Origin of the sequence: Acinetobacter sp. WY4 (assembly GCF_018438165.1) — a bacterium.
GTDB lineage: Bacteria > Pseudomonadota > Gammaproteobacteria > Pseudomonadales > Moraxellaceae > Acinetobacter.
Window position 1 is genome coordinate 3,035,820 of sequence record NZ_CP053947.1, and the last position, 25,140, is coordinate 3,060,959.

A 25,140-nucleotide genomic window follows, 5' to 3' on the forward strand; every position below is an offset into this window, starting at 1 on the left:
TTAATGTCCGTAGTTCAAGTATCCGCTTGATAAAGGAATGGAATAATAATAAATGCGGAACAGTGTCATGATAAAAGGATGTTGTACTGTGCTGCTATTACTGATAGGCCTCATGGGGCCTAGTCTCTGTGCAGCCAATTCGAGCAAAAATGCTCAGGTCTCTCATCTGGAATTATTTTTTAGCCAGATCATGAGTGTCGATGAATACCGAAATTATAAAAATCTAAAAGAGCTGAATCGGGTATCTGCCTGGATCAAAGGGCAGATGCAGCGCTTTGGTATTCCATGCCAGTTTCAGGTTTATGTGGTCAATAACCTGAGTTACCGAAATGTCATCTGTAGCTTGGATACTCAAGCCAAAACCAAGATGGTGATGGGGGCACATTATGATGTCTTTAGTGCCCGAAACGGTGCTGATAATAATGCCTCAGGGGTAGCGGGTTTACTGGAAACTGCAAGATTACTGGCCCTGCAAAAATCCAAGCTCAAACATGATGTCGAATTTGCTTTCTATACGCTTGAAGAGCCGCCTTTTTTCAAGACAGAACATATGGGCAGTTATATGCATGCCAAGTCTTTAAAAAAGCAGAAGCAGAAAATTAAGGGCGTGGTGATTCTGGATTCGATTGGTTATTTTGATGAACATCAGGTGCAGAGCTATCCGGTGGGATTAAAATGGATTTATCCACGACATGGCAATTTCATTGCAGCCATTGGGCATTTAGCCTCAACTGGCCTGACTGGAGATTATTGTGATGCCATGCAGCGTTTTAACCGTCTGGAATGTCAACGCTTTGTCAGCCCAAGTTTTGCTCAGGATATGAATTTCTCGGGCTATCTGAATTATGCCAAATTCAACTATTCGACCATGCTGATTACCGATACTGCGAGTTATCGTAATCCTTATTACAATACCGAATTGGATACCCTCGACAAGCTTGATCTGAACAAGATGACTCATGTGATTGATGGATTGGTTACGATGGCACTACAGCCATAATTCAGTTGTTTTATTCAATAACTCAATAAAAAACCCTGCCGAAGCAGGGTTTTTTATACGAAGCATCAGGTCTTAATGACGCGCTGCTTTAGCTTCTTCTTTGGTTTTTACAATGGGTGCTTTAACCAGAGCTTTTGGCAAAGAGGTCAGTGCCAGCGGTAAAATCTCATCAATCGATTTCACGGCTTTGATTTCTAGACCTTCTTTCACATTTTCTGGAATTTCCGCCAGGTCACGTACGTTTTCCTGTGGAATGAACACCAACTTGATGCCACCACGATGGGCTGCAAGCAGTTTTTCTTTCAAGCCACCGATACGCAGTGCACGGCCGCCCAGACTAGTTTCACCTGTCATTGCGATATCCGGACGAATCGGGATACCCGTAAAAGCAGATACCAATGCTGTAGTCAAAGCCAAACCTGCTGATGGGCCATCTTTCGGTGTTGCGCCTTCAGGTAAATGCACATGCACGTCAGTTTCTTCAAAGCGCGAGGCTTCGATACCGAGTTCATCCGCACGGGTACGCACTACAGTCATTGCAGCAGTAATCGATTCTTTCATGACATCGCCAAGAGAACCGGTGGTAATGAACTTGCCTTTACCTGGTACTGCTGCAACTTCAATGGTCAGTAATTCACCACCAACAGAAGTCCAAGCCAGACCATTTACACGGCCGATTTGCGCTTCTTCTTCTGCCATACCATAGTCAAATTTATGTGGACCCAAGTATTCTGGAAGATTCGCTGCTGTCACTTCAACCTGAAGATTTTTGGCTTTCTTGCTAACCGCCTCTTTCACCACCTTACGTGCAATTTTTGAAACTTCACGTTCAAGGTTACGTACACCGGCTTCACGCGTATAACGGCGCACGATGTCACGAATCGCTTCTTCATGCACGGTCAATTCTTTGGCACGTAGACCATTGTTCTTGATGGCTTTAGGAACAAGGTAGCGGTCCGCAATATTGACTTTCTCTTCTTCGGTATAACCCGGAAGACGAATCACTTCCATACGGTCCAGCAGCGCCTCAGGAATGTTCATGCTGTTCGCGGTACAGATAAACATTACTTCAGACAGGTCCAGATCAAGATCTAGATAGTGATCGCTGAACTTGTTGTTCTGTGATGGATCAAGTACCTCAAGCATCGCAGAAGCCGGATCGCCACGGTAGTCTTGCGCCATCTTGTCGATTTCATCGAGCAGGAACAACGGGTTTTTTACGCCCACTTTAGTCAATGACTGCACAATTTTACCTGGCATCGCACCGATATAGGTACGACGGTGACCGCGAATTTCAGCTTCGTCACGCACGCCGCCCAGCGCCATACGCACGAACTCACGACCAGTTGCTTTAGCAATTGATTCACCGAGTGAAGTTTTACCGACACCTGGAGGACCAACCAAACACAGAATCGGACCACGCAATTTTTTCACACGAGACTGAACTGCCAGATATTCCACAATGCGATCTTTGACATCGTCCAGACCATAGTGGTCTGCATCCAGAATTTCCTGTGCTTTGTTCAGGTTAATGCTGACTTTGCTGGCTTTATTCCACGGTGTATCTAGAATCACTTCCAGATAGTTGCGTACCACAGCAGCTTCACTCGAAGCAGGCTGCATCGCTTTCAGCTTGCGGAACTCGTTTTCAGCTTTCTTGCGTACATGCTCAGGCAAATCTGCTTCAGCAAGACGTTTTTCAATTTCAGCGACATCATCTTCCGCGCCGCCGTTCATATCAGAAAGCTCGCGCTGAATGACTTTCATTTTTTCATTCAAGAAGTATTCGCGCTGGTTCTTTTCCATCTGACGTTTAACAGAGTCATGCAGGGTTTGCTCAATCTGTTGTTCTTCAGACTGTTGCAATAGATAAGTCATCAGCTCAGTCAAATGCGCTTCGAATTCGTCATGTTCCAGGAATTTCTGTTTGACATCAATATTCAATGGAACACGGGTTGCGACGAAGAACAATAACTGTAATAGATCTTCAATTTTGTTGGCTGCGGTGATCAGTTCACGCGCATTACGAAGTTTCGCTTCTGCATATTGAGCGAAAAGCGCACGTAATTCCTGCAAGCGCACAGCTTGGGTATCTGCATCGACGCTCACCGTCATTGGGCTGAGTTCATGCTCTGCTGTCAGATACTCAGTTTCGTCAATGATGGTTTTCAGCTTGGCACGGTGTAGGCCTTCGATCAGGACTTTAATACAGTTTTCATCATTTTCGTGATTCACAACTTGCACAATCTTCGCGACAGTACCGTATTGATATAAATTGTCGTGATCAATTTCTTCTGTAAGCGAATCTTTTTGCGCAACTACAAATACTAGATTGTCACTGTTACGAGCCACATCAACTGCATTGATCGATTTTTCACGACCGACAAACAGCGCAATTTGCATATGCGGATAAACCACCACATCACGCAACGCCAAAAGGGGTAGTACACTTGGAACCTGAGGCTCTAAGGTTTCTTGATTCATAATAATTTCAGACATGAGCACTCCTAATGAGTGACAACGGTGTTGCCATGCTTTTAATAGTGATGGGTAATTTTAAAAATACAAGGGCAGTTAAGATTAAATTGTATGAAAAATGACTAATTATGTGATTTTAAAGTAGTTAGCAAGGGTAAAATTGCAAAATTAACGTTTGAATTTTATAAAAACTGTCGGGGTGATTAAAGCATCAAGGGGCTGATCCCATGTTTCACGTTTTAACGGCTGTGCCAGCAGTTGAAAGTCATGCGCCAGCCCCAGACGGAATGGACGCCCAGGTGCAGAAGCCAAGGTACGATCATAAAAACCGCCGCCCATACCAATCCGTGTGCCCGAAGTATCACAGGCCAATAGTGGCATGAGCAATAAATCCAGTTTGGAAACATGTACACCACGGGTGCTCATGGGCTCTCGCATACCCAGCCGATGATGGGCAAAGCGCTTGTTATGGTATTGGTGCTGGGTGATCCGGATCCAGACCAGCTGCTGATTCATGTCGCAAATCGCTGGTAGATACACCTGTTTGCCCAGTTTAAAGCAGCGTTCAATAATCGCCTGGGTTTGAATCTCCCCAAAAGCATGCAAATACAGGCCAATACGTTGGGCATGAATAAATTCTGGACTGCGGATCAGACGGTTTAGAACTTTTTGTGCGGATTGCCTTTGCTCAAATTTAGAGAGATGACGACGCGTTTTACGAAGGTATCTTCTTAATTCCTGAATGGTCATAGGGCAAAAAGCATATGCAACAAATTTGTGCTCTAGTCTAAGTGGGAATTCTGGAAAAGTAAAAAATAATTGTAAGCTGCAATTTTATATTATTCCGTATCTGCTGATTTAAATTTAGCTAATTTGTCACCAGTTTCAAAGTTAAAAAACAGTTGCATCACTGGTTGTTAAAATGTGTTGAAACGGTCAATTTATTTTTTTTGATTCACGATTTTCCAAGCAATCAATTGTTCAGTGACAAACTCTGGAAATGCATGAGTTTAAGCACTTTGAAACAGCTTTCGATCAATAAAAATACAATTCTAAAGTAGGTTTATTCTGTTTTTGGTGAAAGATAGACAAGGGATCATATAACTATTCTCGACCGATATATGGGACACATTGGACTTAGGCAGAACGCGTAAGACCTAAATCAATGGAGATTGAAGATGATGAATATTGCGAAGAACACCGTCTGCCTTTGGTACGATGACGATGCCGAAGGTGCAGCACGATTTTATGCAGAAACCTTTCCAGGCTCCTCAGTTGGCGCGATCAACCTTGCCCCTGGAGATTATCCCTCTGGGAAAGAAGGTGATGTCATTACGGTCGAATTTACAGTAATGGGCGTTGCCTGCATCGGGTTGAACGGTGGTCCTGGTTTTCAGCATAATGAAACATTTTCATTTCAGGTGGCTACTGAAGACCAAGAGGAAACAGATCGCTACTGGAATGCCATTGTGGGCAATGGCGGTCAGGAAAGTGAGTGTGGCTGGTGCAAGGACAAGTGGGGCATTTCCTGGCAGATTACGCCAGCGGTCCTCATCAACGCCTGTAACAGTCCTGACCGTGCTGCGGCCAAGCGCGCATTTAATGCGATGATGACCATGAAGAAAATTGACATCTCCGTGATCGAAGCAGCATTTCGTGGTTAAGCGCCAAAGATATTGTCTTTCATTGCAGTTGATATTGCTGTGTAGCGCAATTTCACTGCAATAGTTAAATCTTCTCCTTTCTTTTGATCAACTCAAATTATCCCTCAACTCTATAAGGATACGTTACAAAAATTACAGATTAATCCAACTTGATCTGAACCTAAATCCAATTTCTTCATGATGATTCAAGGAGAATGTGCCATGAATTTTCCTCAATTACTGCTTATGGCGGGATGGGTCGCGCTGTCTGCACCTGCCGCTTTAGCCGTTGAACCGCCCATGTCGGGCAAAGCCAGCTCAGGCGCAGCTTCATCTGCTGCCGATAAGAAAGCCATTGCAAGTGCCATGACTGCTGCACCTAAGAAAGTAGCCGCTGCAGCCACGATTGTCGCTGTCGGTGCAGATGGCAAAATACGTACCTTGCGCAAGGGCAATAATGGTTTTACCTGTATGCCTGATAATCTGACCGCTCCAGGTCCAGACCCAATGTGTATGGATCAGGCCGCTCTAGAATGGGCAGAAGCCTGGATGGGGAATAAACAGCCCACAGTTGGAAAAGTAGGCTTCATGTATATGCTGGCAGGTGGTACGTATGCCAGTAATGTTGATCCCTATGCCAAGAAGCCTAGTGCGGGCAATCATTGGGTCAAAACGGGTCCCCATGTCATGATCGTCGGTGCTGAAGCTCGTTTCTATGATATGTATCCTAAGCATAAGCAACCGGATACCGCTTTGCCCTATGTCATGTGGTCTGGGACGCCTTATCAGCACTTAATGATCCCGGTGAAATAGTGAATACCGTAATGACGAATACACGCTGATTCAAACCTTTCAATTCAGGTATTTAATACACTCAATTTTTATGACTGTACTAAGCTACAAATAGAATAGTTCACTTAGAAGCTCATCAACAGATGGGCTTTTATATGAGCATTGCAAAAGTTGAGATGATGCAGATTATACAATATGAGTTGCAGAATAATTTTTGCACTGAATTGAAAACAGGCTGAACCAAAAACAACCATCCAATGAAATTCTTCCCAATTTATACATCTTAAATTTTGTTAATATATTGAAAATAAAATAAAAATTAAACTGGCATAAGTTCTGCATAACTGTATTCAAACTTGGATACAAGGTTGGATGCAGAATGCTTCATCAGAAAATGATCGGCTGGACAGTCCTAAAATGGCGCGATGCCGATCAGTCAAAACAGCTTCAACTGAATCATCTTGCTCAACGCACTACCCATGTTGAGGTGGGTGAACTTGTCTGGATTTCGGTTGCGACTGCTGCACATCTTCGAGCAAAAATCGATGCATTTAAAAAAGCTGTATTTGCGGAAGGTATGCATCAAAGGCTACGACACAGAGCAGCGAACATATTCGATAGCGGGTTTATATGCAGCAGCTGAATCAGAAAAAAACGAAACAGATCCATTCAGCAGATTCAAAAAATAGAGAGAATAAAAGGGGATTCACATGTTTAAAACTGTACTGATTGCAAACCGGGGCGAAATTGCCGTTCGTGCCATTCGCACATTAAAAAAAATGGGCGTAACCAGTATAGCCGTCTATTCAGAAACGGACCGTTATGCACAGCATGTGATTGATGCAGATATTGCAGTGTCCTTAGAAGGGACCAAACCGAGTGATACCTATTTAAGTATTGAAAAACTGATTGCTGCAGCCAAGAATACCGGGGCTGAAGCAATTTTCCCAGGTTATGGTTTTCTGTCAGAAAGTGCTGATTTTGCTCGTGCCTGCGAAGAAAATGGCATTGCTTTCATGGGACCCACAGCTGGGCAGATTTTAGAGTTTGGTTTAAAACATCGTGCCCGTGAACTTGCTGCAGCTGCCAATGTACCCATGACTCCCGGTACAGGGCTGCTAAATAGTCTGGACGAAGCTTTGGCAGAAGCTGAAAAAATTGGTTATCCAATTATGCTGAAAAGTACAGCAGGCGGTGGCGGAATTGGCTTGACCCGTTGTGATGATGCAGACGCACTTCAGGAGGCGTATGAAAGTGTAAAACGTCTGGGTGAGCAGTTCTTTAAAGATGCCGGAGTATTTTTAGAGCGCTTTATCGATCGGGCCCGTCATGTCGAAGTTCAGATTTTTGGAGATGGACAGGGACAGGTAGTGGCTTTGGGCGAACGCGACTGTTCACTGCAGCGCCGTAATCAGAAAGTCGTGGAAGAAACACCAGCGGCACATTTACCTGAAGCGACGCGACAAAAACTGCATCAGGCGGCAGTTGAACTGGGCAAATCGGTGAAATATCGCAGTGCCGGTACGGTTGAGTTTATTTACGATGCAGCACGTGACGAGTTTTATTTCCTTGAAGTGAATACCCGTTTGCAGGTAGAGCATCCTGTCACTGAAATGGTGACCGGTTTAGACCTGATCGAATGCATGTTGAAAGTGGCAGCAGGCGATACTCTGGATTGGAAGCATCTAAGCAGTATTCAGCCTCAGGGTGCAGCGATTGAAGTACGAATCTATGCAGAAGATCCAGTCAAGAATTTCCAGCCGAGTCCAGGGATTTTGACCGATGTGTTTTTTCCGGAAAATGTCCGGGTTGATACCTGGGTGAGTACCGGTACTGAAATTTCCCAATATTTTGACCCCATGATTGCCAAGATTATTGTGCATGCTGAAGATCGGGATACTGCCATTCGTACGCTTAAATCAGTTTTGGCTGAAACTCGCCTGAATGGTATTAGTACCAATCTGGATTATGTGCATACTGTTATTTCAGATCCGCGTTTTGAGCAAATGCAAATCTGGACACGCATGCTGGATGATTTCAGATATGTGCCGAATGTGATTGAGGTGATTCAGCCGGGTACACAAAGTTCGATTCAGGATTATCCAGGTCGTGTCGGGTATTGGGATATTGGTGTACCGCCTTCAGGCCCAATGGATGATTATGCCTTCCGGCTGGCCAATAAAATTGTCGGAAATGCCGAGGCCGCCGCCGGGTTTGAATTTACCCTGCAAGGTCCGACCCTCAAGTTTCATGCAGACAATATCATTGCTTTAACTGGCGCACCTTGTCCGGTAACTTTGGATGAGGACGCCGTAAATTTCTGGCAGCCTATTCAGGTAAAAGCAGGACAAACCCTAAAAATCGGACAGGTTGAATCTGGATGCCGGACCTACTTGGCCGTACGAAATGGTCTGAATGTGCCGGAATATCTGGGTAGCCGTTCTACCTTTGCGTTAGGTAATTTCGGTGGGCATGCAGGCCGATTGTTACGTGCTGGCGACATGATTAAGATGGTGAATCCTGAGCTGCCGGCCGATGGTCTACCTTTAGCGATTGCAGAACCTGAAGTTTTGGCAACAGATCTGATTCCAAGTTATGGCAAGGAATGGAAAATTGGTGTGCTCTATGGTCCGCATGGCGCTCCTGATTTCTTTAAAGCTGAATATATTGAGGAGTTTTTTGCATCAAGCTGGAAAGTGCATTTTAACTCGAACCGATTGGGTATCCGTTTAACCGGACCGACGCCAAGCTGGGCGCGTGAAAATGGCGGTGAAGCGGGTCTGCATCCATCCAATGTACATGACTGTGAATATGCCATTGGTGCAATCAACTTTACCGGTGATTTCCCCGTAATTCTTGCCAAAGATGGTCCGAGCCTGGGTGGCTTTGTCTGTCCGGTGACCATTGCCAAAGCTGAACTCTGGAAAATTGGTCAACTGAAAGCTGATGACACGATTAGCTTCTATCCAATTTCGGTAGAACAGGCCAATGCGCTGGAGCGGCAGCAAATTCAAACCCTCCAAAACTTTGCCAAGGGAGAGATGACCCACGAGGCTGAAGTTGTTGCAGTTCAGGCAGAAAGTATCCTGGCATTGCGTGAAGCTACGCCAGATGCACCAAAAGCTGTATATCGTCAGGCAGGTGACAGTTATATCTTGCTGGAATATGGTGACAACGTACTGGATTTGGCCCTACGCCTGCGCGTACACCGCTTGATGCAACTGATCCGTGAGGCTGATCTGGACGGTATCCTGGAATTGTCACCTGGTGTACGGTCCTTGCAGATTAAATATGATGGTCTGCGTTTGAGTCAACAGCAACTGATTCACTTCCTGCTTGGTCTTGAAGAACAGATGGGCGATTTGCGTGACATTAAAATCCCTTCAAGAATTATCCATTTACCCATGGCCTTTGAGGACTCGGCGACTCTGGGTGCTGTTGAGCGTTATCAGGAAAGCGTCTGTGCCACAGCCCCCTGGCTTCCGAATAATGTCGATTTTATTCAGCGGATTAATGGTTTAAGTCACCGCCAGCAGGTCAAGGACATCATTTATGATGCCAATTATCTGATTTTAGGGCTAGGTGATGTATATCTGACTGCACCTTGTGCAGTGCCCATTGATCCTCGCCACCGTTTACTGAGTTCTAAATATAATCCGGCCCGTACTTTTACCGCTGAAGGGACTGTCGGGATTGGTGGCATGTATATGTGTATTTATGGCATGGACTCACCGGGTGGCTATCAGTTGATTGGCCGTACCGTGCCGATCTGGAACAAGTTTAAAAAGAACAAGCAGTTTGGCGATCAGCAATGGTTCTTACGCTTTTTTGACCAGATTAAATATTATGAGGTCACTGAGGCCGAACTGGATCAGTTCCGTGCTGATTTCGCCCATGGTCTGGCAGAAATTAAAATTGAGGAATACGAGTTTGACTTTGCAGCATATCAGGATTTCCTTGCTGCAGAACAGGACAGCATTGCCACCTTTAAAGCGCAGCAGCAGGCTGCTTTTAGTGCCGAGGTAGAACGCTGGAAAGACGAGTTTGATGCACCTGTAGAAATAGAAGTGCTGCAGGATGACACCGATTACAGCCAGTATGTCCCTCTCAACGCCTCTATGACCGGCAATATCTGGAAGATTTTTGTAGAAGCGGGGCAGATTGTGAAAAAAGGCGACACGGTGGCCATCATTGAAGCCATGAAAATGGAACTGCCGGTCTATGCTGACGATGATGGTATCGTTAAAGCGATTATCTGCCGTTCTGGTCAGACCGTGCATAGTGGTGAGCCACTGGTCTATATGGAGTAATGGAGTGAGCCATGACTATTGTTCGCAATCCAAGTACTAAAGCGACCGGAAAAAGCTCAGACAATCTGTCTGAGCTGGTTCTCCAGAAAATTAAAAATGATATTTTTGACTTTAAACTGATGCCGGGAGAGCGGTTTACCGAATCGGAAATTGCTGAAAGCTATGCCGTCAGCCGTACACCTATTCGGCAAGCTTTGTATCGTTTGCAGCAGGAAGGCTATGTGGACGTTCAGTTTAGAAGTGGCTGGAAGGTCCGGCCACTAAACTTTAAAGCCTATGAAGAGTTATATGATCTGCGAATTTTGCTGGAATGTTATGCAGTCGAACAACTGTGTCTAATGCCCAAAGACCAGTTGCAGGTTGCCCTAGCTGTTTTGATTCAAACCTGGTGTGTTCAACCAGAACAGTATGTCTATGATCTCAGGGAGCTATCTGCACAAGATGAAGCATTTCATTGTCATTTGGTATTTGCAGCCGGCAATGCAGAAATGGCGAAAATTCACAGTGAGATCAGCGAGAAAATTCGCATCATACGCCGTCTGGATTTTTCCAAGGATTATCGGGTTACAGCGACCTATGCCGAACATCAACAGATTTTAAGGGCATTACTTGCACAAGATGCAGCGTTCTGTCTCTCTATATTGGATGCCCATATCCGGCACAGCCGTAATGAGGTGAAAAAAATTACACTGGAAATGTTATCCTCTAGTCCTGCGTAAGTTAATCAGGATAAATTTATTTTATAGCAAGAAAAATATCAGACCTGACTTAAAATTGATAACCAATTCATAACCAGAAAAAACAAGAACCCGCTAGTGGCATCTCAAATTGTTTTTTAAAGTAAGTCGAGGATGATAATAACAAGAGATAAAAATGCTTATTCAGCACATACGACTTTTAGTTGCTGGTACCGCCTGTGCATCTTTCTTGGCTATGACAGGATGTACGATGCCTTCCAAATCGCCCATCACTGACAGTTATGGTTCCCAGCCACATTTGCCCAAACCAAAATCAAGCTTGCTGCCTACGGTCAATATTGCGCCTGCCAAAGGCTGGCCTGCGGGCGAAATGCCTATACCCGCGACAGGTTTGAAAGTTCAGGCATTTGCCAAAGGACTGCGACATCCGCGCTGGCTGTACGTATTGCCGAATGGTGATGTACTAGTGGCCGAAACCGATGCACCGCCTAAGCCCGATGACAGTAAAGGGATCAAAGGCAAAATCATGAAATGGGTGATGCAACGTGCAGGTTCATCGCACCCCAGTGCCAACCGCATCAGTCTGCTTCGCGATAGCAATGGAGATGGGGTGGCTGAACAAAAAATCGTATTTTTACAGAATCTCAATTCTCCATTTGGCATGGCACTGGTCGGCAATATGTTGTATGTGGCGAATACTGATGCCCTAATGCGCTTTCCTTATCAGAACGGTGCGACTCAAATTACAGCAGCCGGTACCAAGGTGCTGGATTTACCGGCAGGCCGTTTAAACCATCACTGGACCAAAAATGTTATTGCCAATCCTGCCGGCAGCAAACTCTATATCACGGTGGGTTCCAACAGTAATGTTGCTGAAAATGGCTTAGAGCAAGAACAGGGCCGGGCACTGATCATGGAATTTGACATAGCCAGTGCTCAAGCGCGACCTTTTGCCACCGGACTGCGTAATCCGAATGGGATGGATTGGCAACCCCAGAGTGGCGCACTCTGGACGGTGGTAAATGAACGTGATGAACTCGGTAATGATCTGGTTCCTGATTATCTGACCTCTGTCAAAGAGGGCGCTTTTTATGGCTGGCCCTATAGTTATTATGGCCAACATGTAGATACACGGGTCAAACCGCAAAATCCTGCGCAAGTTGTGCGGGCAATTTCACCGGATTATGCATTGGGCAATCATACTGCATCATTGGGCTTGGCTTTCTATAGGGCAGATCTGATGCCTCAATATCGAAATGGGGCGCTGATTGGCCAGCGTGGTTCATGGAACCGCAAACCGCATAGTGGCTATAAAGTGATTTTTGTTCCCTTTCAGAATGGGCAACCGATGGGCCCACCTCAAGATGTCTTGACTGGATTTTTAAGTGATCAGGGCGATGCATATGGGCGACCGGTCGGTGTGGCGGTAGATTCTTCAGGTGCCATTTTGGTTGCTGATGATGTCGGTGATGTGATTTGGCGAGTATCACCCTTGAGTACACTAGCTGCAGTAAGTAAATAAAGGTCTAGGGATTCAGGGTTTTATTTAGATATAAACCTGTTCCATAACAAAATTTGAGGCAAAGGCTTTTCATTCAAACGTCAATATTTTGATTGAAAATATGCAAAGGCTCAGCAAATTTTAAATAATTTTTAAGCTTCATTTAAGCTGGCTGAATTAGGCTTTCTGGATATTTTTAAGCGTGATAATAGCATGTATAGAGATTCTGCTGATCCTATTAAAAATATCTAAATCTAAGTGCCAGTTTTAAGTGCGGCTAAAAACTGGATATAAAAGTTAGAACGTTGCAAAAAAGAGGGTTTTAAGAATGAAATCAATTATTGCATTTATCTTTCCTTGGTCATTGTTTATGACCATTCATCGACCAGCCGAAGCGACAGTGTGCTTAATGCTTCAAATTTCGATTTTAGGATGGATTCCTGCTGCAATCTGGGCGATGCATACTTTATATCGGGACAAAATAGCCTAAAAATAGGAAAATAAGTTACTGAAAGAGTTTTTGATTTTGACGGAAGTAAAAGCTCTATATTTTTTATAGCGAAAGATTTTTTTTCATTCCAGATGATAAATACATCAATAAAATGAATCTGGAAGAATGTTCGAGAGAAAGACTATAAAATTAAAATAAGAGGAAATTCAGGAAAAATTATAATTATATTTTGAAAAAGAAATTGAAGTACTCCGAAGATGCCGCTGCATGTGTCGTTACCCTGAACCCGATGAGTTCAAGGAGGATGCGACGTATACTTGCTGGGTTTCCCATACGGAGATGGGCATACACTCTAAATATACAGAACACACCCATAAGTGTTAGTATCGGCAGGGGAATAGACCCGCTGGCGAACACCTCAGAGTTAAGTTAATTATAAACAATAATCCCGGTGTGGCAACTCTATGCTGTTCATGAACTGTAAACAGTTCGGTCGAATGTCCGAAGTTTAAACAGAATTCGAGATTATTCAGTCAGTTCTTCAACTTCTTCTAAAATAGTTTGTAACAAACGCTCGCAATGCGCATATTGTTGCAGTGATCTGTTCATATTCAAGACCTCCTGCATCAGCTCAAGTGCTACCATAATAATCAGCTTACTCGGTTCCATGCGTGGTGCTTTACGGCGAAATTCATCATATTTGTCATTCAATAACTGTGCCGCACGTTCTAATTCTTCCTGCTTGTCAGGAGTAGAGGCCAAACGGAAACTATGCCCCAATACTCTGAGATCAATTGCAATTTGTTCACTCATGATGAGGCTTCCTCAGTCGCTTCAGTCGGATGGGCCAGTTGTTGAATTTCCTGTGCATGATGATCCTGCGCAGTACCGAGAATCGCTAGACGTTGAATAATCGCTTCAACCTTGGCTTTGGCATTTTCATTTTTCTGGGTTAAGCGTTCAGATTCCTGAGTCAGACGCTGAATTTCCTGCTGAGCATGACGCTGTTCAAGGATCATCTTTTCCTTAACTATGCGCAGCTCATTGCGTTCAGCCAGAATTTCCTGAAAACGGTTTTTTAGGTCGGTACAGCTTTTTTCCAGACGGCCATAACGGTCTGCCAGTGCAGTTGCATCATTATTGAGCAGTTGAAATTGGGCACGAGAATCCGTCAATTGTTCTGTCAGATTTTCATTTTCTTGTTGTTTTTGCGCAATCACGCTATTTTTTTGTTCAATTTGCTGTTGATGTTGCATCATTGAAGAGTCTTGCTCTTCGCGCAAACTGGAATTTTCACTTTCAAGCCGTGCAAGTCGCGTTTTTAACACGCCGATCTGCACTTGTAGACGCTGTAATTCTTCTAACATATCGAGGTCGCACAGTGTTGCAAACAAAGGTAATATATAAGCAGTATAAAGATTGGATAAACGAATGCAAGACGATATTTCAGGTTGGACCGAATGGCACCGCAATTTTTCTTCAATTGAGGAAATTTCTAGCCCTAGCGAACTACATGGTTTGCTCACGGGCATTGTGTGTGTCACCCAGGCGCCAAGCAGTGAAGAGTGGTTACAGATTTTAGAAACACTGGATGTACCTGAACTGGATGCCGAAGCATTAGAGTTGTTGACGGGCGAAGCTGAAGATGTGTCCCATGCATTGTCTGAAGATGAGCTGGATTATTTACCTTTGCTGCCTGATGATGAGCATGTGCTTTCAGAACGTGTACAGGCTCTGGCGGACTGGTGTGCCGGCGTGGTCTTAGGTTTCGGACTGGCTTCAGGGCATATCCGTCAGGATGAAGTTGAACTGATTGAACATTTACAAGATGTAGCCGCAGTTGAATTTGAAGACTCGGACGATGATGCCGAAGGTGAAGAAAGCTATCAGGAATTGTACGAATTTGTGCGGCTGATTCCTGTCAGTCTGTCTTTAGGGCGTAAAAAGGTCGAAGTTGAAGAAACGCCCCTCTTACAGCAATTTAGTCAAAAAAATCAGCCTAAAGTTGCTACTACAGAAGCGCAAAGTGTAGTCGAGATTTTCTCGCCTAAACGTCCAAGCTGATGAAATGCTGAGGTGAGTCATCACCTGCTTGAAATCAGGCATATATTTTGCTGTTTACAGTGAAATCTATAGTCTGATTTCAAGACTATATTCTAAATACAAGTATTGATCGATAAGAAAGAAGTAAGGTGTAATGAAGAAATTGACACAGGCAGTTTTTGAGGAACGTCGCGCAATCCTCGCAGGGGAAATCGGTTTACGCAGTATCGCTATTATCGCGACCAGTCCGGTAGCTATGCGTAACCGTGATGCAGATTATAAATACCGTGCAGACAGTAGTTTCTTCTATTTAACCGGATTCGCGGAACCTGAAGCTGTGGCTGTGATTGAAACCTTTGACACTGAAGAAGAAGGCTATAGCTACAGTTTGTTCTGTCGTGAACGCAACCGTGAAATGGAAATCTGGAATGGCTACCGCGCGGGTATTGATGGGGCTATTCAGGATTATGATGCAGATGAAGCCTATGCGATTGATTTGCTGGATGAAGAAATCTTAGAAAAGTTACAAAATAAAGATCAGTTGTTTTATCGCATTGGACAGCATGCAGAGTTTGATGCGCGTGTCGCCAAATGGATTGCAACTGCAAGTGGTGAAAGCCGTCGTGGTACTTCTGCACCAGCGCAAGTAATTCAGCTGGATCGTATTGTCGATGAAATGCGTCTGCATAAAGATGCAAATGAAATTGAATTGATGCAGATTGCTTCCGATATTTCTGCTGATGCACATACTCAAGCGATGCTAGCAGTACGTCCGGGTATGATGGAATATGCGCTGGAAGCCGAGCTGAATTATGTCTTTGGCAAAAATGGCGGTGTTCCGGCTTATAACAGTATTGTCGGTGGCGGTGAAAATGCCTGCATCCTGCATTATGTAGAAAATGACAAAGAACTGAAAGATGGCGATTTAGTCCTGATTGATGCTGCAGCTGAATATCAGTTCTATGCTTCAGACATTACCCGTACCTTTCCGGTAAATGGTAAATTCAGTCCGGAACAGAAAGCCTTATATAACGTAGTACTGGATGCTCAAATCGCTGCGATCAATGCCGTGCAAATTGGTAACTCGTATAAAGAACCTCACAATGTTGCAGTGCTTATTTTGGTGCAGGGTTTGCTCGATCTTGGCTTGATGCAGGGTAATATCGACGAGATTATAGAAAAAGAAGCTTTTCGTCAGTTCTACATGCACGGTACGGGGCATTGGCTCGGTATGGATGTGCATGATGTCGGTGCTTATAAGGTTGATGGTGAATGGCGCTCGTATGAAGAGGGCATGGTCGTGACCGTTGAGCCGGGTCTTTACATCGCGTCTGATGATGAAACAGTCGATGCCAAATGGCGTGGAATTGGTATCAGGATTGAAGATGATGTGGTAGCCACTGCAAATGGCCCGCTGGTTTTAACTGCGAAAGTTGTCAAAACGGTAGAAGAGATTGAAGCATTGATGGCGAAAGCGCGCGCTGCCTAATCCAAGAAAAATACAGAAAGCCGGTCGCGAGATCGGCTTTTTTTATGACATTTCTATGCCATTTTAAAAAAGAACTCCTAGCTATATCACATCGAGCAAAAAGTGATTTAGCTTACGTTTATATCGAACAAGTCAAATAAAACTAACCTAAGTAAAATTTACGGCTTAAAAATTGACAGGAAGTCAACACAGAAAATCTGTTTTTAGCATCAAAGCTACATATTAAATGCGCTGAGATTCTCATACTTTCTCTGATCCTTAAATAAACTTAAATAACAGCAGGAGAACACTTATGAGATTAAATACGATTGACTGGATTGCTTATGCTTTAACAATCATTGGTGGCATTAATTGGGGTTTAATTGGTGCATTCGATTTTAATTTGGTCGCTGCAATCTTTGGTGATATGAGCGCCTTATCTCGAATTGTTTATGTATTGGTTGGTTTGTCGGCATTGTACCTGATTTATACAGGAACGAAGTTGGGTAAAACAGTACACCACACAGATCATCATACCAATATTGTGCGTTAAGCTAATCTTCTTGGGCGAGTTTCTTGCAAGATAGGATTCATGTCTTCGAGTAACTTGCCGAGAGGATAGAAATAGTGTGGAAGATGAAGAAACCTCGGTAGATTTCCGGGGTTTTTTATTGGGTGTTTATACGTTATTAATAGAACCATCCCCAGATCTACAACAATGCCTAGCTAAAGATTGATGATCACTATCATACAAATAAGATTAGATTGTACATGGTTGGATAAATTTTTTTAAAATATCTGTTAGCTCAAAGATCGAATTATATTTATACAATTATCTTAAAATAAGAAAAGAATAGTGATTGTAAATGGGCCTCCTGCTACTGAAAGTGAATATCAGCTCATTTATAAATGGCTTGATTCACAATTTTATCATTCAGGATCTACGAGCATCAGTATGTATTCAAAATTGTGCGAAGCGAGTAGATCGAGTTATACCAATTTGACTAGGTTTGCGATCGAATCGTATAAGTGCCAAATGAAATTACAACATTCCGTTTTTTAATGCTGAGTTGATAAAAGTGAGTATAAATATTTTAGTTGCTGAATTAAAGACAACTTGGTTGGAGTTAAGAGCATATAAAGTCGGAGATGAAATCTCATTATTCCAAGAATATTGTGGCAACGTTGAAGCATCAAAATATTTACAACGGCAGGTGCATACAATAGTCAGTCAGACTCAAAAAATGTTGCAGAAATGGGCGTTAAGTTATTGGCAGCAACCGAGTGACGGATTTTCATGGGTGATTGCTGAGCGAAAAAGTCATCTGGCAATCGGGTTACTAACGATTATTCAACAGCAAAATAACAGCCTTGAAATTCATTTCGGACTTGGTCCTCGATTTCAGGGGCAGGGCTATATGCTTGAGGCGATGAAAGCGGTGATTCAGTATTTTAGACAATATCTTACATTTAAATCACTAGATACTTTCTGTGATGCAGAACATATACAGGCACACCAAGTGCTTTTAAAGACAGGGTTTGAAATCGTTGAACGGATCAATGCCTATACTGTATTGCCGAAGTTGGGGACTGAAAAGCGCGATGTCTTGGTTTTTCAATATAGGCTGGATCATCATGGAGAAAACTAAATAAAACGAATCATTATAAAAATTTAAAGCCTTGAGGTAAGATAAAACCAGTATACGTTTTATGTAATTCGCCATAGATGCGAATAAACAGATAAGGAAGTAAGCATGCAACAAGAAGTCATCATTGTCGGTGGTGGTATGGTCGGCTTAAGCCTCGCATTGATGTTGGCGAAAATCAATATTGCAGTCAAACTGTTGGAAGCCATTAAATACCCAAATTATGATGATGAAAATCTTGCGCCATATCATTCCAGTTTTGATGCACGTAACAGTGCCTTGTCACGCCGTAGCGTGCAGATCTATCAGGAGCTTGGACTTTGGAATGCCTTGCAAGAACATGCTACCCCAATTCTGGAAGTGAATATTACCGAACAGGGCAGTTTTGGTAAGGCTCGACTGAAAGCCGAACAGGAAAAAGTCGAAAGCTTTGGTCAGGTCATTGAAAATGCCTGGCTCGGTCGTGTACTGCTGACCCAAGTCAAAAAAGAGCCATTGATTGAACTGATTGATGGTGTTCAAGTGACATCCCTTATCCAAGATACAGACTTTGCTTATATCGAAGCTCAGCGTGGTGAATCGTCACTAAAATTACAGTCCAAACTGGTTATTGCCGCCGATGGGCGGGATTCTTTCTGCCGTAAAGCCTTGGGTATTGGTGCGTCAGAACATGATTATGATCAGGTTGCGATTGTGACCACAGTACAAACTTCAAAGCCACATGCTCATGTGGGCTTTGAGCGTTTCAGCCATTTAGGGCCTTTGGCACTTTTACCACTACCGGGTGAGTATCGTCGTTCAGTGGTCTGGCCAGTGAAAAAAGGTACTGAAGGAGAATGGTTGGGGGATGAAAATGACCAGCATTTTCTGGATGCCTTACAGGAAACGTATGGTGATCGTGCCGGAAAATTCCAGAAAACCGGAAAACGGTTCAGTTTTCCATTGTCTCAAGTGTTAGCCGAAAAACAGGCTGTTGGCCGTGTCGTATTGATGGGCAATGCTGCCCATACGATTCATCCGGTCGCTGGTCAGGGTTTTAACCTGTGTATGCGTGATGCGCATGTATTGGTGCGTTACCTGAAAGAACAGCAGGTACAAGGCGCAGACTTGGGCGATGCTGCAATATTACAAGACTATGAAAAATCTCGTCTCAGTGACCAGCAGCGTGTGATCAAGTTCTGTGATTCAGTGGTACGTGGCTTTAGTAACCAGAATCCATTTTTAAAGCTGATGCGTAATACAGGTTTAATCGCTTTTGATACGATTCCTGGCATCAAGCCACTCGTTGCAAATTATGCCATGGGGTTAAAAGCATGAGCTTAAATCAAACTAACGAAATATTAGACGTCGTCATTATTGGTGGTGGGCTGGTTGGTGGACTTACAGCGCTTCTGTTAGCTCAAGGTGGTGTGCAGCCTACAGTTCTGGATGCAGCACCAATTCTGTATGCAAATAAAACTTTGTGTGTGGCCAATCCGCGTGTCTTGGCTTTAAGTCAGGCAACCATTCACCTGTTAAAAACGGTGGGTGTCTGGGAAAATTTAGCACGTCAGCAGCCTTATACCGGCATGCAGGTGTGGAATAAAAATGGCTATGGTGAAATTAATTTTGGCCAGCCTTCTGCAAAAACACCTTCGGTAGAACAGGCTTTAGGCTCGATGGTGGAACCAAGCATTTTGAATCTGGCCATTCAGCAAAAGATGCTTGAAGATATTCAAGATTATAGAACACAGGTCAAAGTCAGCCGCATCGAACGTGGCGTCGGTGTGTGGGTCATTCATCTGGCTGATGGTACACAACTCCAAACTAAACTGGTGATTGGCGCAGATGGTGCAAACTCCTTTGTCCGTGAGCAAGCGTTTATCGATATTGATGTACTGGACTATAAACAGGCGGGCATCAGTTGTGCCATTAAAACTGCACAGCCTCATCAGCATATGGCACGTCAGATTTTTCTCGAAACCGGTCCATTGGCTTTTCTACCTATGGCCAGCCTTAATCCGGAAGAGCAGGGACACTGGCAATCGATTGTCTGGACCTTGCCAGAGGATTATGCCGAAGAATATGCAGCGTTGTCAGATGCTGAGTTTACCCAGCTATTAACCCGTGAAAGCCAGCATATGCTGGGTGAAGTATTGCAAGCGACACCACGTGCCACTTTCCCTTTAAAAGCCCGCGCCGCCCAGCAATACGTTCAAGATGGTTTAGCACTGATTGGAGATGCCGCACATGTCATTCATCCTTTAGCTGGACAAGGGGTGAATATTGGCTGTCTGGATGCTGCCGTGCTTTGTGATGTTTTGCTACATGATCAGGCGCGTGGCGTATGGGCACATGAGCAGACCCTAAAACGCTATGAGCATCGCCGTAAGGGCCAGAACGATGCCATGATGCACAGCATGTCTGCGATTGGCTGGATGGAAACCACATTATTCTTCCCGATGGTTTGGGCACGCAATTTCGGCCTGAAACAGGTAGAAAATCAGCCCATGTTGAAAGATGCATTTATGGCGCAAGCCAATGGTCTGGGTTTACTTAAAGACACACGCTACGCAGCTTAAGACAGAAATGTAAATTTTTTAAACAAACACCAATAAAGAGTAACGATTTTGTTTAAAAAAGATACGATTTTTTGATGTTTGGTACTAGGCGAAGGTCGAAGAGATTGCTAAATTTCACTTAATTCGATACCTGACTTGGAATACCAAGCGAGGGCCATTTTTTGGGGAGATGCAAATGACAGACATGAATGATTATGATGACGACGTTGAAGATTCAATTGTTGACGATGATGAAGCAAAAGCCGCTGAAAAAGGCGCGGTCGATAGCACAGAGGTCGTCAGTGATACCGATCTTGTAGAAGCTGAAACTTTGACCGTCACTGCAAAGCTGAAAAAGCGTCAAGCACTTGAAGACGAGATTGCGGCTTTCCTTGCCAGTGGTGGTCGTATTGTTGAAGTGCCGGCAGATGAATCAGTAGCCAAAGAATAAGTTATTGATTAACTTGTTTCTTATAAAAAACACCACATTCAATGTGGTGTTTTTTTTTTGCAAATCCAAACGTAATAGAAAATCTAAAGCAATTAATCGTTTGCCGAAGTCAGTTCTAAAGCACGTTGATAAGCGATTTTCTTTTTAATACCCGTTAAATCTGCTGCCAACTGTGATGCTGCTTTGACCGAAAGGTCCTGTAACAAACGGTTCAATAATTTATCCAGCTTTTCTTGATCCAGATCTTTTTCTTCGGTGGCACCGCCAATCACCAGAACAATTTCGCCTTTTTGCTGATTGTGATCATTGCTAGTGAATTCCACCAATTCACCCAAGGTCATTTTCTTGATAGTTTCAAAAGTCTTGGTGATTTCTCGCGCAAAACCGACCGGGCGATCTGCTCCGAAAACGCTGGCCATATCTTTAACGGACTCCAGAATTCGATGCGGTGCTTCATAGAAAATTAAAGTCTGGGTTTCATCTTTCAGTTTCTCCAGATTCAGCAGGCGCTGACTTTGTCTGGATGGCAGAAAACCTTCAAAGCTGAAGCGGTCACTCGGCAAGCCGACTGCACTTAGGGCAGCAATAGCCGCACAAGCACCAGGTACAGGAATCACGCGAATATTATGCGCTTGTGCAGCACGGACAAATTTAAAACCAGGGTCGCTGATCAAGGGAGTGCCAGCATCACTGATCAGGGCCATATCTTCGCCATTCAGCAGGCGCTGGATCAGCTGATCAATCTTGTTGCTTTCATTATGCTCATGACAGGCAGTCAGAGGTGTTTGAATATTAAAGTGTTTAAGCAATTGTGCTGAAGTTCGTGTATCCTCAGCAGCAATAAGACTCACCGACTTTAACACCTGAAGTGCACGATAACTAATATCATCTAAGTGCCCGATTGGAGTCGCAACAACAAATAACTGAGCACTCATAGGTTTCTCCATGTGGAATAAATTGAATAATAAAAAATGGAAGATTAAAAATAAAATATTGGGCTTGTGTTTAGTCAGCTACATCAGCAGCGTACAAGCAGAAGTGTTGATCATTCTACCCGAATCCGGACCTTTGGCGCGAGCTGCATCGAGTATCAAACAGGGATTTCTCAGCGCCTATGCTACTTCCGCGCAGAAAGTTCCACTGAAATGGGTCAACTCCAATCAGAAAAATATCTCCCAGTTACTGAAACAGCATGTCAATAAAAAGACCCAAATGGTAGTGGGGCCTTTGGCACGTAGCGATGTGGAACAACTGCTTAAGAGCAAACCTAAAGTGCGTACCCTCAGCCTGAATGATGTAGCAGAATCATCACCCCAAGTCTGGCAATTCAGCCTGTCCAAAAAAGAGGATGCTGCTGCCTTAAAAACCCTTCTGGTTAAAGATGGGGTTCAGCAACTGCTGGTTTTACGCCAGCCGGGCAGTGAAGCCGAGCATGAACTGTTGCTGATGTCACTGCTGAGCCAAAGTGATCTGAATTTTAAAATCGTGAACAAGGCGCCCATTTTTTTAATGCGAAGGCAGGGACTCTTATTCCTCGGCAATGCTGAAGGGCTGGCTGCCATTCCCGAATTAAGCCGTAAAAGGATGTATACCGTAGCCAATGCGATCAGCGCGCAGCATAGATTGCCGCAAGGAATCAAGTTCTGTGATGTACCTGTACTTTATCTGGCTGACTGGCCAGATGTTGTACAAGCCTATGCCCAAGAACCGGTCAATATGTCCTATCAGCGCCTGATTGCCTTCGGTGGAGATGCGTGGCAGATCACCCAGCAATACTTGTCGCAACCGCGTTCGCAGAATGTTGAATTTCAGGGCAGAACCGGCCGGATACAGATCACTGAACATGGCATTCAGCGCAGTCCACAATGTTTTCAGTACAGTGGCACAGGCGTCAAGCTATTATGAGGGAAAGAGCAATGCTGCAACAGCAACTAGGTGCATGGGCGGAGCAGCAAGCGGCTCAACGGATGCAGCAACAGGGCTTTCAACTGCTGGCAGCCAATTATCACAGTCGCTATGGTGAGCTGGATCTGATTCTGGTGCGTGATCAGGAACTGGTCTTTGTAGAAGTCAAAGCGCGTGCACAAACCCAATATGCGCAAGCGATCGAGTCGGTTTCCAGAGCGAAACAGGGAAAGATGCTCAAGACTGCGATGTGCTTTATTCAGAAAAATCCACAATTTGCACACTATTACTATCGTTTTGACGTGATTTGTTTTGATTTTAAACAGCAATTTGCAAAAACCATACAGCATGACTTTTCGCAATACCCTTATGATCTGGAATGGATTGAAAATGCTTTTACTTTTGATCAAGAGTTTATTAACCTTTGAACAAAATAAGGTTTAAAGATGCTTATATTTGCTTCAAGATCATTGTAAAGTTCAAGCAGAATTGACATGATCTGAGCATGAAACAGATGATTAGATTAAAAAAGACGTAATAAAATGAAGGAGTCTTGCTGAGTGGTTAAGCGTATTGCAATAACAATGCTGTGTGTCGCAAGTTTATCAGGTTGTGCCAGTTTTATTTCTAGCGGCACAGGTACGGCTCCTGTAGGAACTGAGAGTGGGGCGCGTACCTTGGGGCAGGTGTTTATTGATTCCTCGATTGTCCGTACTGCAAAAATTAATCTTTATAAACTAGATTCGCGCTTCAAACAGGCTCGGGTCAATATTGAAAGTTTTCATGGCAATGTCTTGCTGACCGGTCAGGTGCCCGATGCACATCTCAAGCAGCTGGCTGAAGACAATGTCAAATCCATGAGCGATGTCAAAGCGGTACATAATTTTATTACTGTAGGCAATCAGATCAGCTATAGCACCATCATGCAGGATACTGCGGTCACAGCGAATACCCGTGGCCTGATCATGAAAGCCACTGTGGTTTCGGACAGTAAACTACATGTGCATACTGAAGATGGCGTGCTGTATGTGATGGGACGTTTGAACAGCGCAGAAATTACTGACCTGAATCAGGTATTGCAGCAAGTGGGCAATGTCACCAAAATTGTGACTTTAATCGATAACGTGGAGCAATATTCAAGTCTGGCTAATCAAAACTTTGCTGCACCGGCATATGCGCAGCCGGGTATTGAACAGACGCCGGTTGCGATAGATCCTGATACGGTTGAACCAACCGATGCTCCATAAGGTCGGTCATTTTAAAAACCAATTGTCGAATCAGATTCTGGAAGTCCAGCAACGCTATAAAGCATTTAGACTCTATGATTTTGGCAGTTATGCGCTGAATCGTTTAACGCCTAAACAGGGTTACACGATCGAAACTCAGCTGGCTTATGGTCTAAAATCACGGCAACGCTTTGATCTGTTCCGGAGTCAGCAGCCTTTGCTCCATCGTCCCCTGATTGTTTTTGTGCATGGCGGTGCCTGGTTACATGGCGATAAAAAGGATTACCAGTTTATCGGTGAGGCTTTTGCTAAAGAGGGCTATGACGTGGTGGTGATGAATTATCATCTGGCGCCACAACATATTTTTCCGACCTATATTCATGATCTGCATTTATTGCTGAATCATTTGCAGCAGTCAGCTGGACAGTTGCAGATCTGTGCTGAAAATCTGGTCTTGATGGGACACTCTGCCGGGGCATTCAATGTGATGTCTGCCTTGTATCATCCGCAATCTGCCAGCATTGATGATCACAATCAAATCCGGGCGATTATTGGTCTGGCGGGGCCTTATCATTTTGATTACAAAAATGATCCGATCTGTGCCGATGCATTTGATCAGGCGGTGCCTTATCAGCAGGTGATGCCTTATTATTTTGTTAAAAATAGCTCAATCCGGCATTATCTGTTTATTGCCGAAAAAGACAAGATTGTTGGGCATTTCAATAGCCAGGATTTGGACCGTGTACTGAAAGAGAAGGGCAATCATAGCCATCTGATTCAAATTCCGAAACTTGGTCATATTACGATTGTGGGTTCACTCTCCAGTTTGTTTAGCCGGTTTTTCCAGACCAAGGCACAGGTGCTTTGGGCGCTCGAGGATGCATTTAAATCCTGATACTAATATTTGGTTTAACTAAGCAATAGATAAAAAAGAATCCAGGGGGAGAACATCCACTGGATTCTTTTTTAAGCCGTTGAGCTAAATCTT

Annotated in this window: 24 protein-coding genes and 1 other RNA gene; 19 read left to right on the plus strand and 6 right to left on the minus strand. The window is 44.0% G+C overall.

Annotated elements, in window-relative coordinates; all coding sequences use genetic code 11:
- Positions 1–67: 67 nt before the first annotated feature.
- Positions 68–1,000, plus strand: coding sequence for a M28 family peptidase (locus G4D73_RS14130; RefSeq protein ID WP_213687026.1), 933 nt, complete (start codon positions 68–70; stop codon positions 998–1,000).
- Positions 1,001–1,072: 72 nt separating this feature from the next.
- On the opposite strand, the gene lon is transcribed toward G4D73_RS14130, so the two are convergent.
- Both lon and G4D73_RS14140 read right to left on the minus strand, forming a co-directional pair.
- Entirely contained in the window at positions 1,073–3,499 is a 2,427-nt protein-coding gene (lon, locus tag G4D73_RS14135; protein ID WP_114541602.1) for an endopeptidase La, read from the minus strand.
- A gap of 147 nt (positions 3,500–3,646) precedes the next feature.
- Positions 3,647–4,228, minus strand: coding sequence for a 5-formyltetrahydrofolate cyclo-ligase (locus G4D73_RS14140; protein WP_005267045.1), 582 nt, complete (start codon positions 4,226–4,228; stop codon positions 3,647–3,649).
- 431 nt (positions 4,229–4,659) lie between these two features.
- On the opposite strand from G4D73_RS14140, the gene G4D73_RS14145 reads away from it, so the two are divergent.
- From G4D73_RS14145 to G4D73_RS14175, 7 genes are all read left to right on the plus strand, one after another.
- Positions 4,660–5,142 (plus strand): VOC family protein, encoded by a 483-nt coding sequence (locus G4D73_RS14145; RefSeq protein ID WP_213687764.1) that lies wholly within the window; start codon positions 4,660–4,662, stop codon positions 5,140–5,142.
- Between the two features lie 201 nt (positions 5,143–5,343).
- The gene (locus G4D73_RS14150; protein ID WP_213687027.1) at positions 5,344–5,934 is read left to right on the plus strand and encodes a hypothetical protein; all 591 of its coding nucleotides are present in this window, start codon (positions 5,344–5,346) and stop codon (positions 5,932–5,934) included.
- Positions 5,935–6,292: 358 nt separating this feature from the next.
- Positions 6,293–6,556, plus strand: coding sequence for a hypothetical protein (locus G4D73_RS14155; protein WP_213687028.1), 264 nt, complete (start codon positions 6,293–6,295; stop codon positions 6,554–6,556).
- A gap of 67 nt (positions 6,557–6,623) precedes the next feature.
- Positions 6,624–10,223, plus strand: coding sequence for an urea carboxylase (gene uca, locus G4D73_RS14160; RefSeq protein ID WP_213687029.1), 3,600 nt, complete (start codon positions 6,624–6,626; stop codon positions 10,221–10,223).
- 11 nt (positions 10,224–10,234) lie between these two features.
- Complete coding sequence (locus G4D73_RS14165) at positions 10,235–10,942, plus strand: GntR family transcriptional regulator (protein ID WP_213687030.1); 708 nt, start codon at positions 10,235–10,237, stop codon at positions 10,940–10,942.
- A gap of 214 nt (positions 10,943–11,156) precedes the next feature.
- Positions 11,157–12,443 carry a PQQ-dependent sugar dehydrogenase gene (locus G4D73_RS14170; protein WP_228305210.1) on the plus strand — a complete coding sequence of 429 codons (1,287 nt, stop codon included), beginning with the start codon at positions 11,157–11,159 and terminating at the stop codon, positions 12,441–12,443.
- Between the two features lie 307 nt (positions 12,444–12,750).
- Entirely contained in the window at positions 12,751–12,912 is a 162-nt protein-coding gene (locus G4D73_RS14175; RefSeq protein WP_005246917.1) for a YqaE/Pmp3 family membrane protein, read from the plus strand.
- Positions 12,913–13,117: 205 nt separating this feature from the next.
- Here the strand turns inward: G4D73_RS14175 and ssrS are convergent.
- The 3 genes from ssrS to G4D73_RS14190 form a co-directional block, all read right to left on the minus strand.
- Positions 13,118–13,301, minus strand: a non-coding RNA gene (gene ssrS, locus G4D73_RS14180) — 6S RNA.
- Positions 13,302–13,398: 97 nt separating this feature from the next.
- Positions 13,399–13,686: a cell division protein ZapA gene (locus G4D73_RS14185; protein WP_004279505.1), complete on the minus strand. Its 288-nt coding sequence runs from the start codon at positions 13,684–13,686 to the stop codon at positions 13,399–13,401.
- Positions 13,683–14,240, minus strand: coding sequence for a hypothetical protein (locus G4D73_RS14190; RefSeq protein ID WP_005107471.1), 558 nt, complete (start codon positions 14,238–14,240; stop codon positions 13,683–13,685). The genes G4D73_RS14185 and G4D73_RS14190 overlap by 4 nt, the downstream gene beginning before the upstream one ends.
- Before the next feature lie 64 nt (positions 14,241–14,304).
- On the opposite strand from G4D73_RS14190, the gene G4D73_RS14195 reads away from it, so the two are divergent.
- The 7 genes from G4D73_RS14195 (at position 14,305) to G4D73_RS14225 (ending at position 21,021) form a co-directional block, all read left to right on the plus strand.
- Positions 14,305–14,937: a UPF0149 family protein gene (locus tag G4D73_RS14195; RefSeq protein WP_138742662.1), complete on the plus strand. Its 633-nt coding sequence runs from the start codon at positions 14,305–14,307 to the stop codon at positions 14,935–14,937.
- 133 nt (positions 14,938–15,070) lie between these two features.
- The gene (gene pepP / locus G4D73_RS14200) at positions 15,071–16,405 is read left to right on the plus strand and encodes a Xaa-Pro aminopeptidase (RefSeq protein WP_213687032.1); all 1,335 of its coding nucleotides are present in this window, start codon (positions 15,071–15,073) and stop codon (positions 16,403–16,405) included.
- Between the two features lie 292 nt (positions 16,406–16,697).
- Entirely contained in the window at positions 16,698–16,937 is a 240-nt protein-coding gene (locus tag G4D73_RS14205) for a DUF378 domain-containing protein (RefSeq protein WP_004279510.1), read from the plus strand.
- Between the two features lie 526 nt (positions 16,938–17,463).
- Positions 17,464–18,033, plus strand: a complete 570-nt coding sequence (locus tag G4D73_RS14210; RefSeq protein ID WP_213687033.1) for a GNAT family N-acetyltransferase — start codon at positions 17,464–17,466, stop codon at positions 18,031–18,033.
- 105 nt (positions 18,034–18,138) lie between these two features.
- Positions 18,139–19,347, plus strand: coding sequence for a 2-octaprenyl-6-methoxyphenyl hydroxylase (ubiH, locus tag G4D73_RS14215; protein WP_213687034.1), 1,209 nt, complete (start codon positions 18,139–18,141; stop codon positions 19,345–19,347).
- Positions 19,344–20,591 carry an FAD-dependent monooxygenase gene (locus G4D73_RS14220; RefSeq protein ID WP_213687035.1) on the plus strand — a complete coding sequence of 416 codons (1,248 nt, stop codon included), beginning with the start codon at positions 19,344–19,346 and terminating at the stop codon, positions 20,589–20,591. Before ubiH ends, G4D73_RS14220 begins: the two co-directional genes overlap by 4 nt.
- 175 nt (positions 20,592–20,766) lie before the next feature.
- Positions 20,767–21,021, plus strand: coding sequence for a hypothetical protein (locus G4D73_RS14225; protein WP_004646359.1), 255 nt, complete (start codon positions 20,767–20,769; stop codon positions 21,019–21,021).
- A gap of 92 nt (positions 21,022–21,113) precedes the next feature.
- Here the strand turns inward: G4D73_RS14225 and rsmI are convergent, their stop codons facing one another.
- Positions 21,114–21,956: a 16S rRNA (cytidine(1402)-2'-O)-methyltransferase gene (rsmI, locus tag G4D73_RS14230; protein WP_213687036.1), complete on the minus strand. Its 843-nt coding sequence runs from the start codon at positions 21,954–21,956 to the stop codon at positions 21,114–21,116.
- Between the two features lie 10 nt (positions 21,957–21,966).
- Between rsmI and G4D73_RS14235 the strand changes: the two genes are divergently transcribed.
- The 4 genes from G4D73_RS14235 to G4D73_RS14250 all read left to right on the plus strand — a co-directional run bounded on the left by G4D73_RS14235 (position 21,967) and on the right by G4D73_RS14250 (position 25,047).
- Complete coding sequence (locus tag G4D73_RS14235) at positions 21,967–22,926, plus strand: penicillin-binding protein activator (protein ID WP_213687037.1); 960 nt, start codon at positions 21,967–21,969, stop codon at positions 22,924–22,926.
- 11 nt (positions 22,927–22,937) lie between these two features.
- Positions 22,938–23,354 (plus strand): YraN family protein, encoded by a 417-nt coding sequence (locus G4D73_RS14240; protein ID WP_213687038.1) that lies wholly within the window; start codon positions 22,938–22,940, stop codon positions 23,352–23,354.
- Positions 23,355–23,486: 132 nt separating this feature from the next.
- Positions 23,487–24,173: a BON domain-containing protein gene (locus G4D73_RS14245; RefSeq protein WP_213687039.1), complete on the plus strand. Its 687-nt coding sequence runs from the start codon at positions 23,487–23,489 to the stop codon at positions 24,171–24,173.
- Complete coding sequence (locus G4D73_RS14250) at positions 24,163–25,047, plus strand: alpha/beta hydrolase (RefSeq protein ID WP_213687040.1); 885 nt, start codon at positions 24,163–24,165, stop codon at positions 25,045–25,047. The genes G4D73_RS14245 and G4D73_RS14250 overlap by 11 nt, the downstream gene beginning before the upstream one ends.
- Positions 25,048–25,140 lie beyond the last annotated feature (93 nt).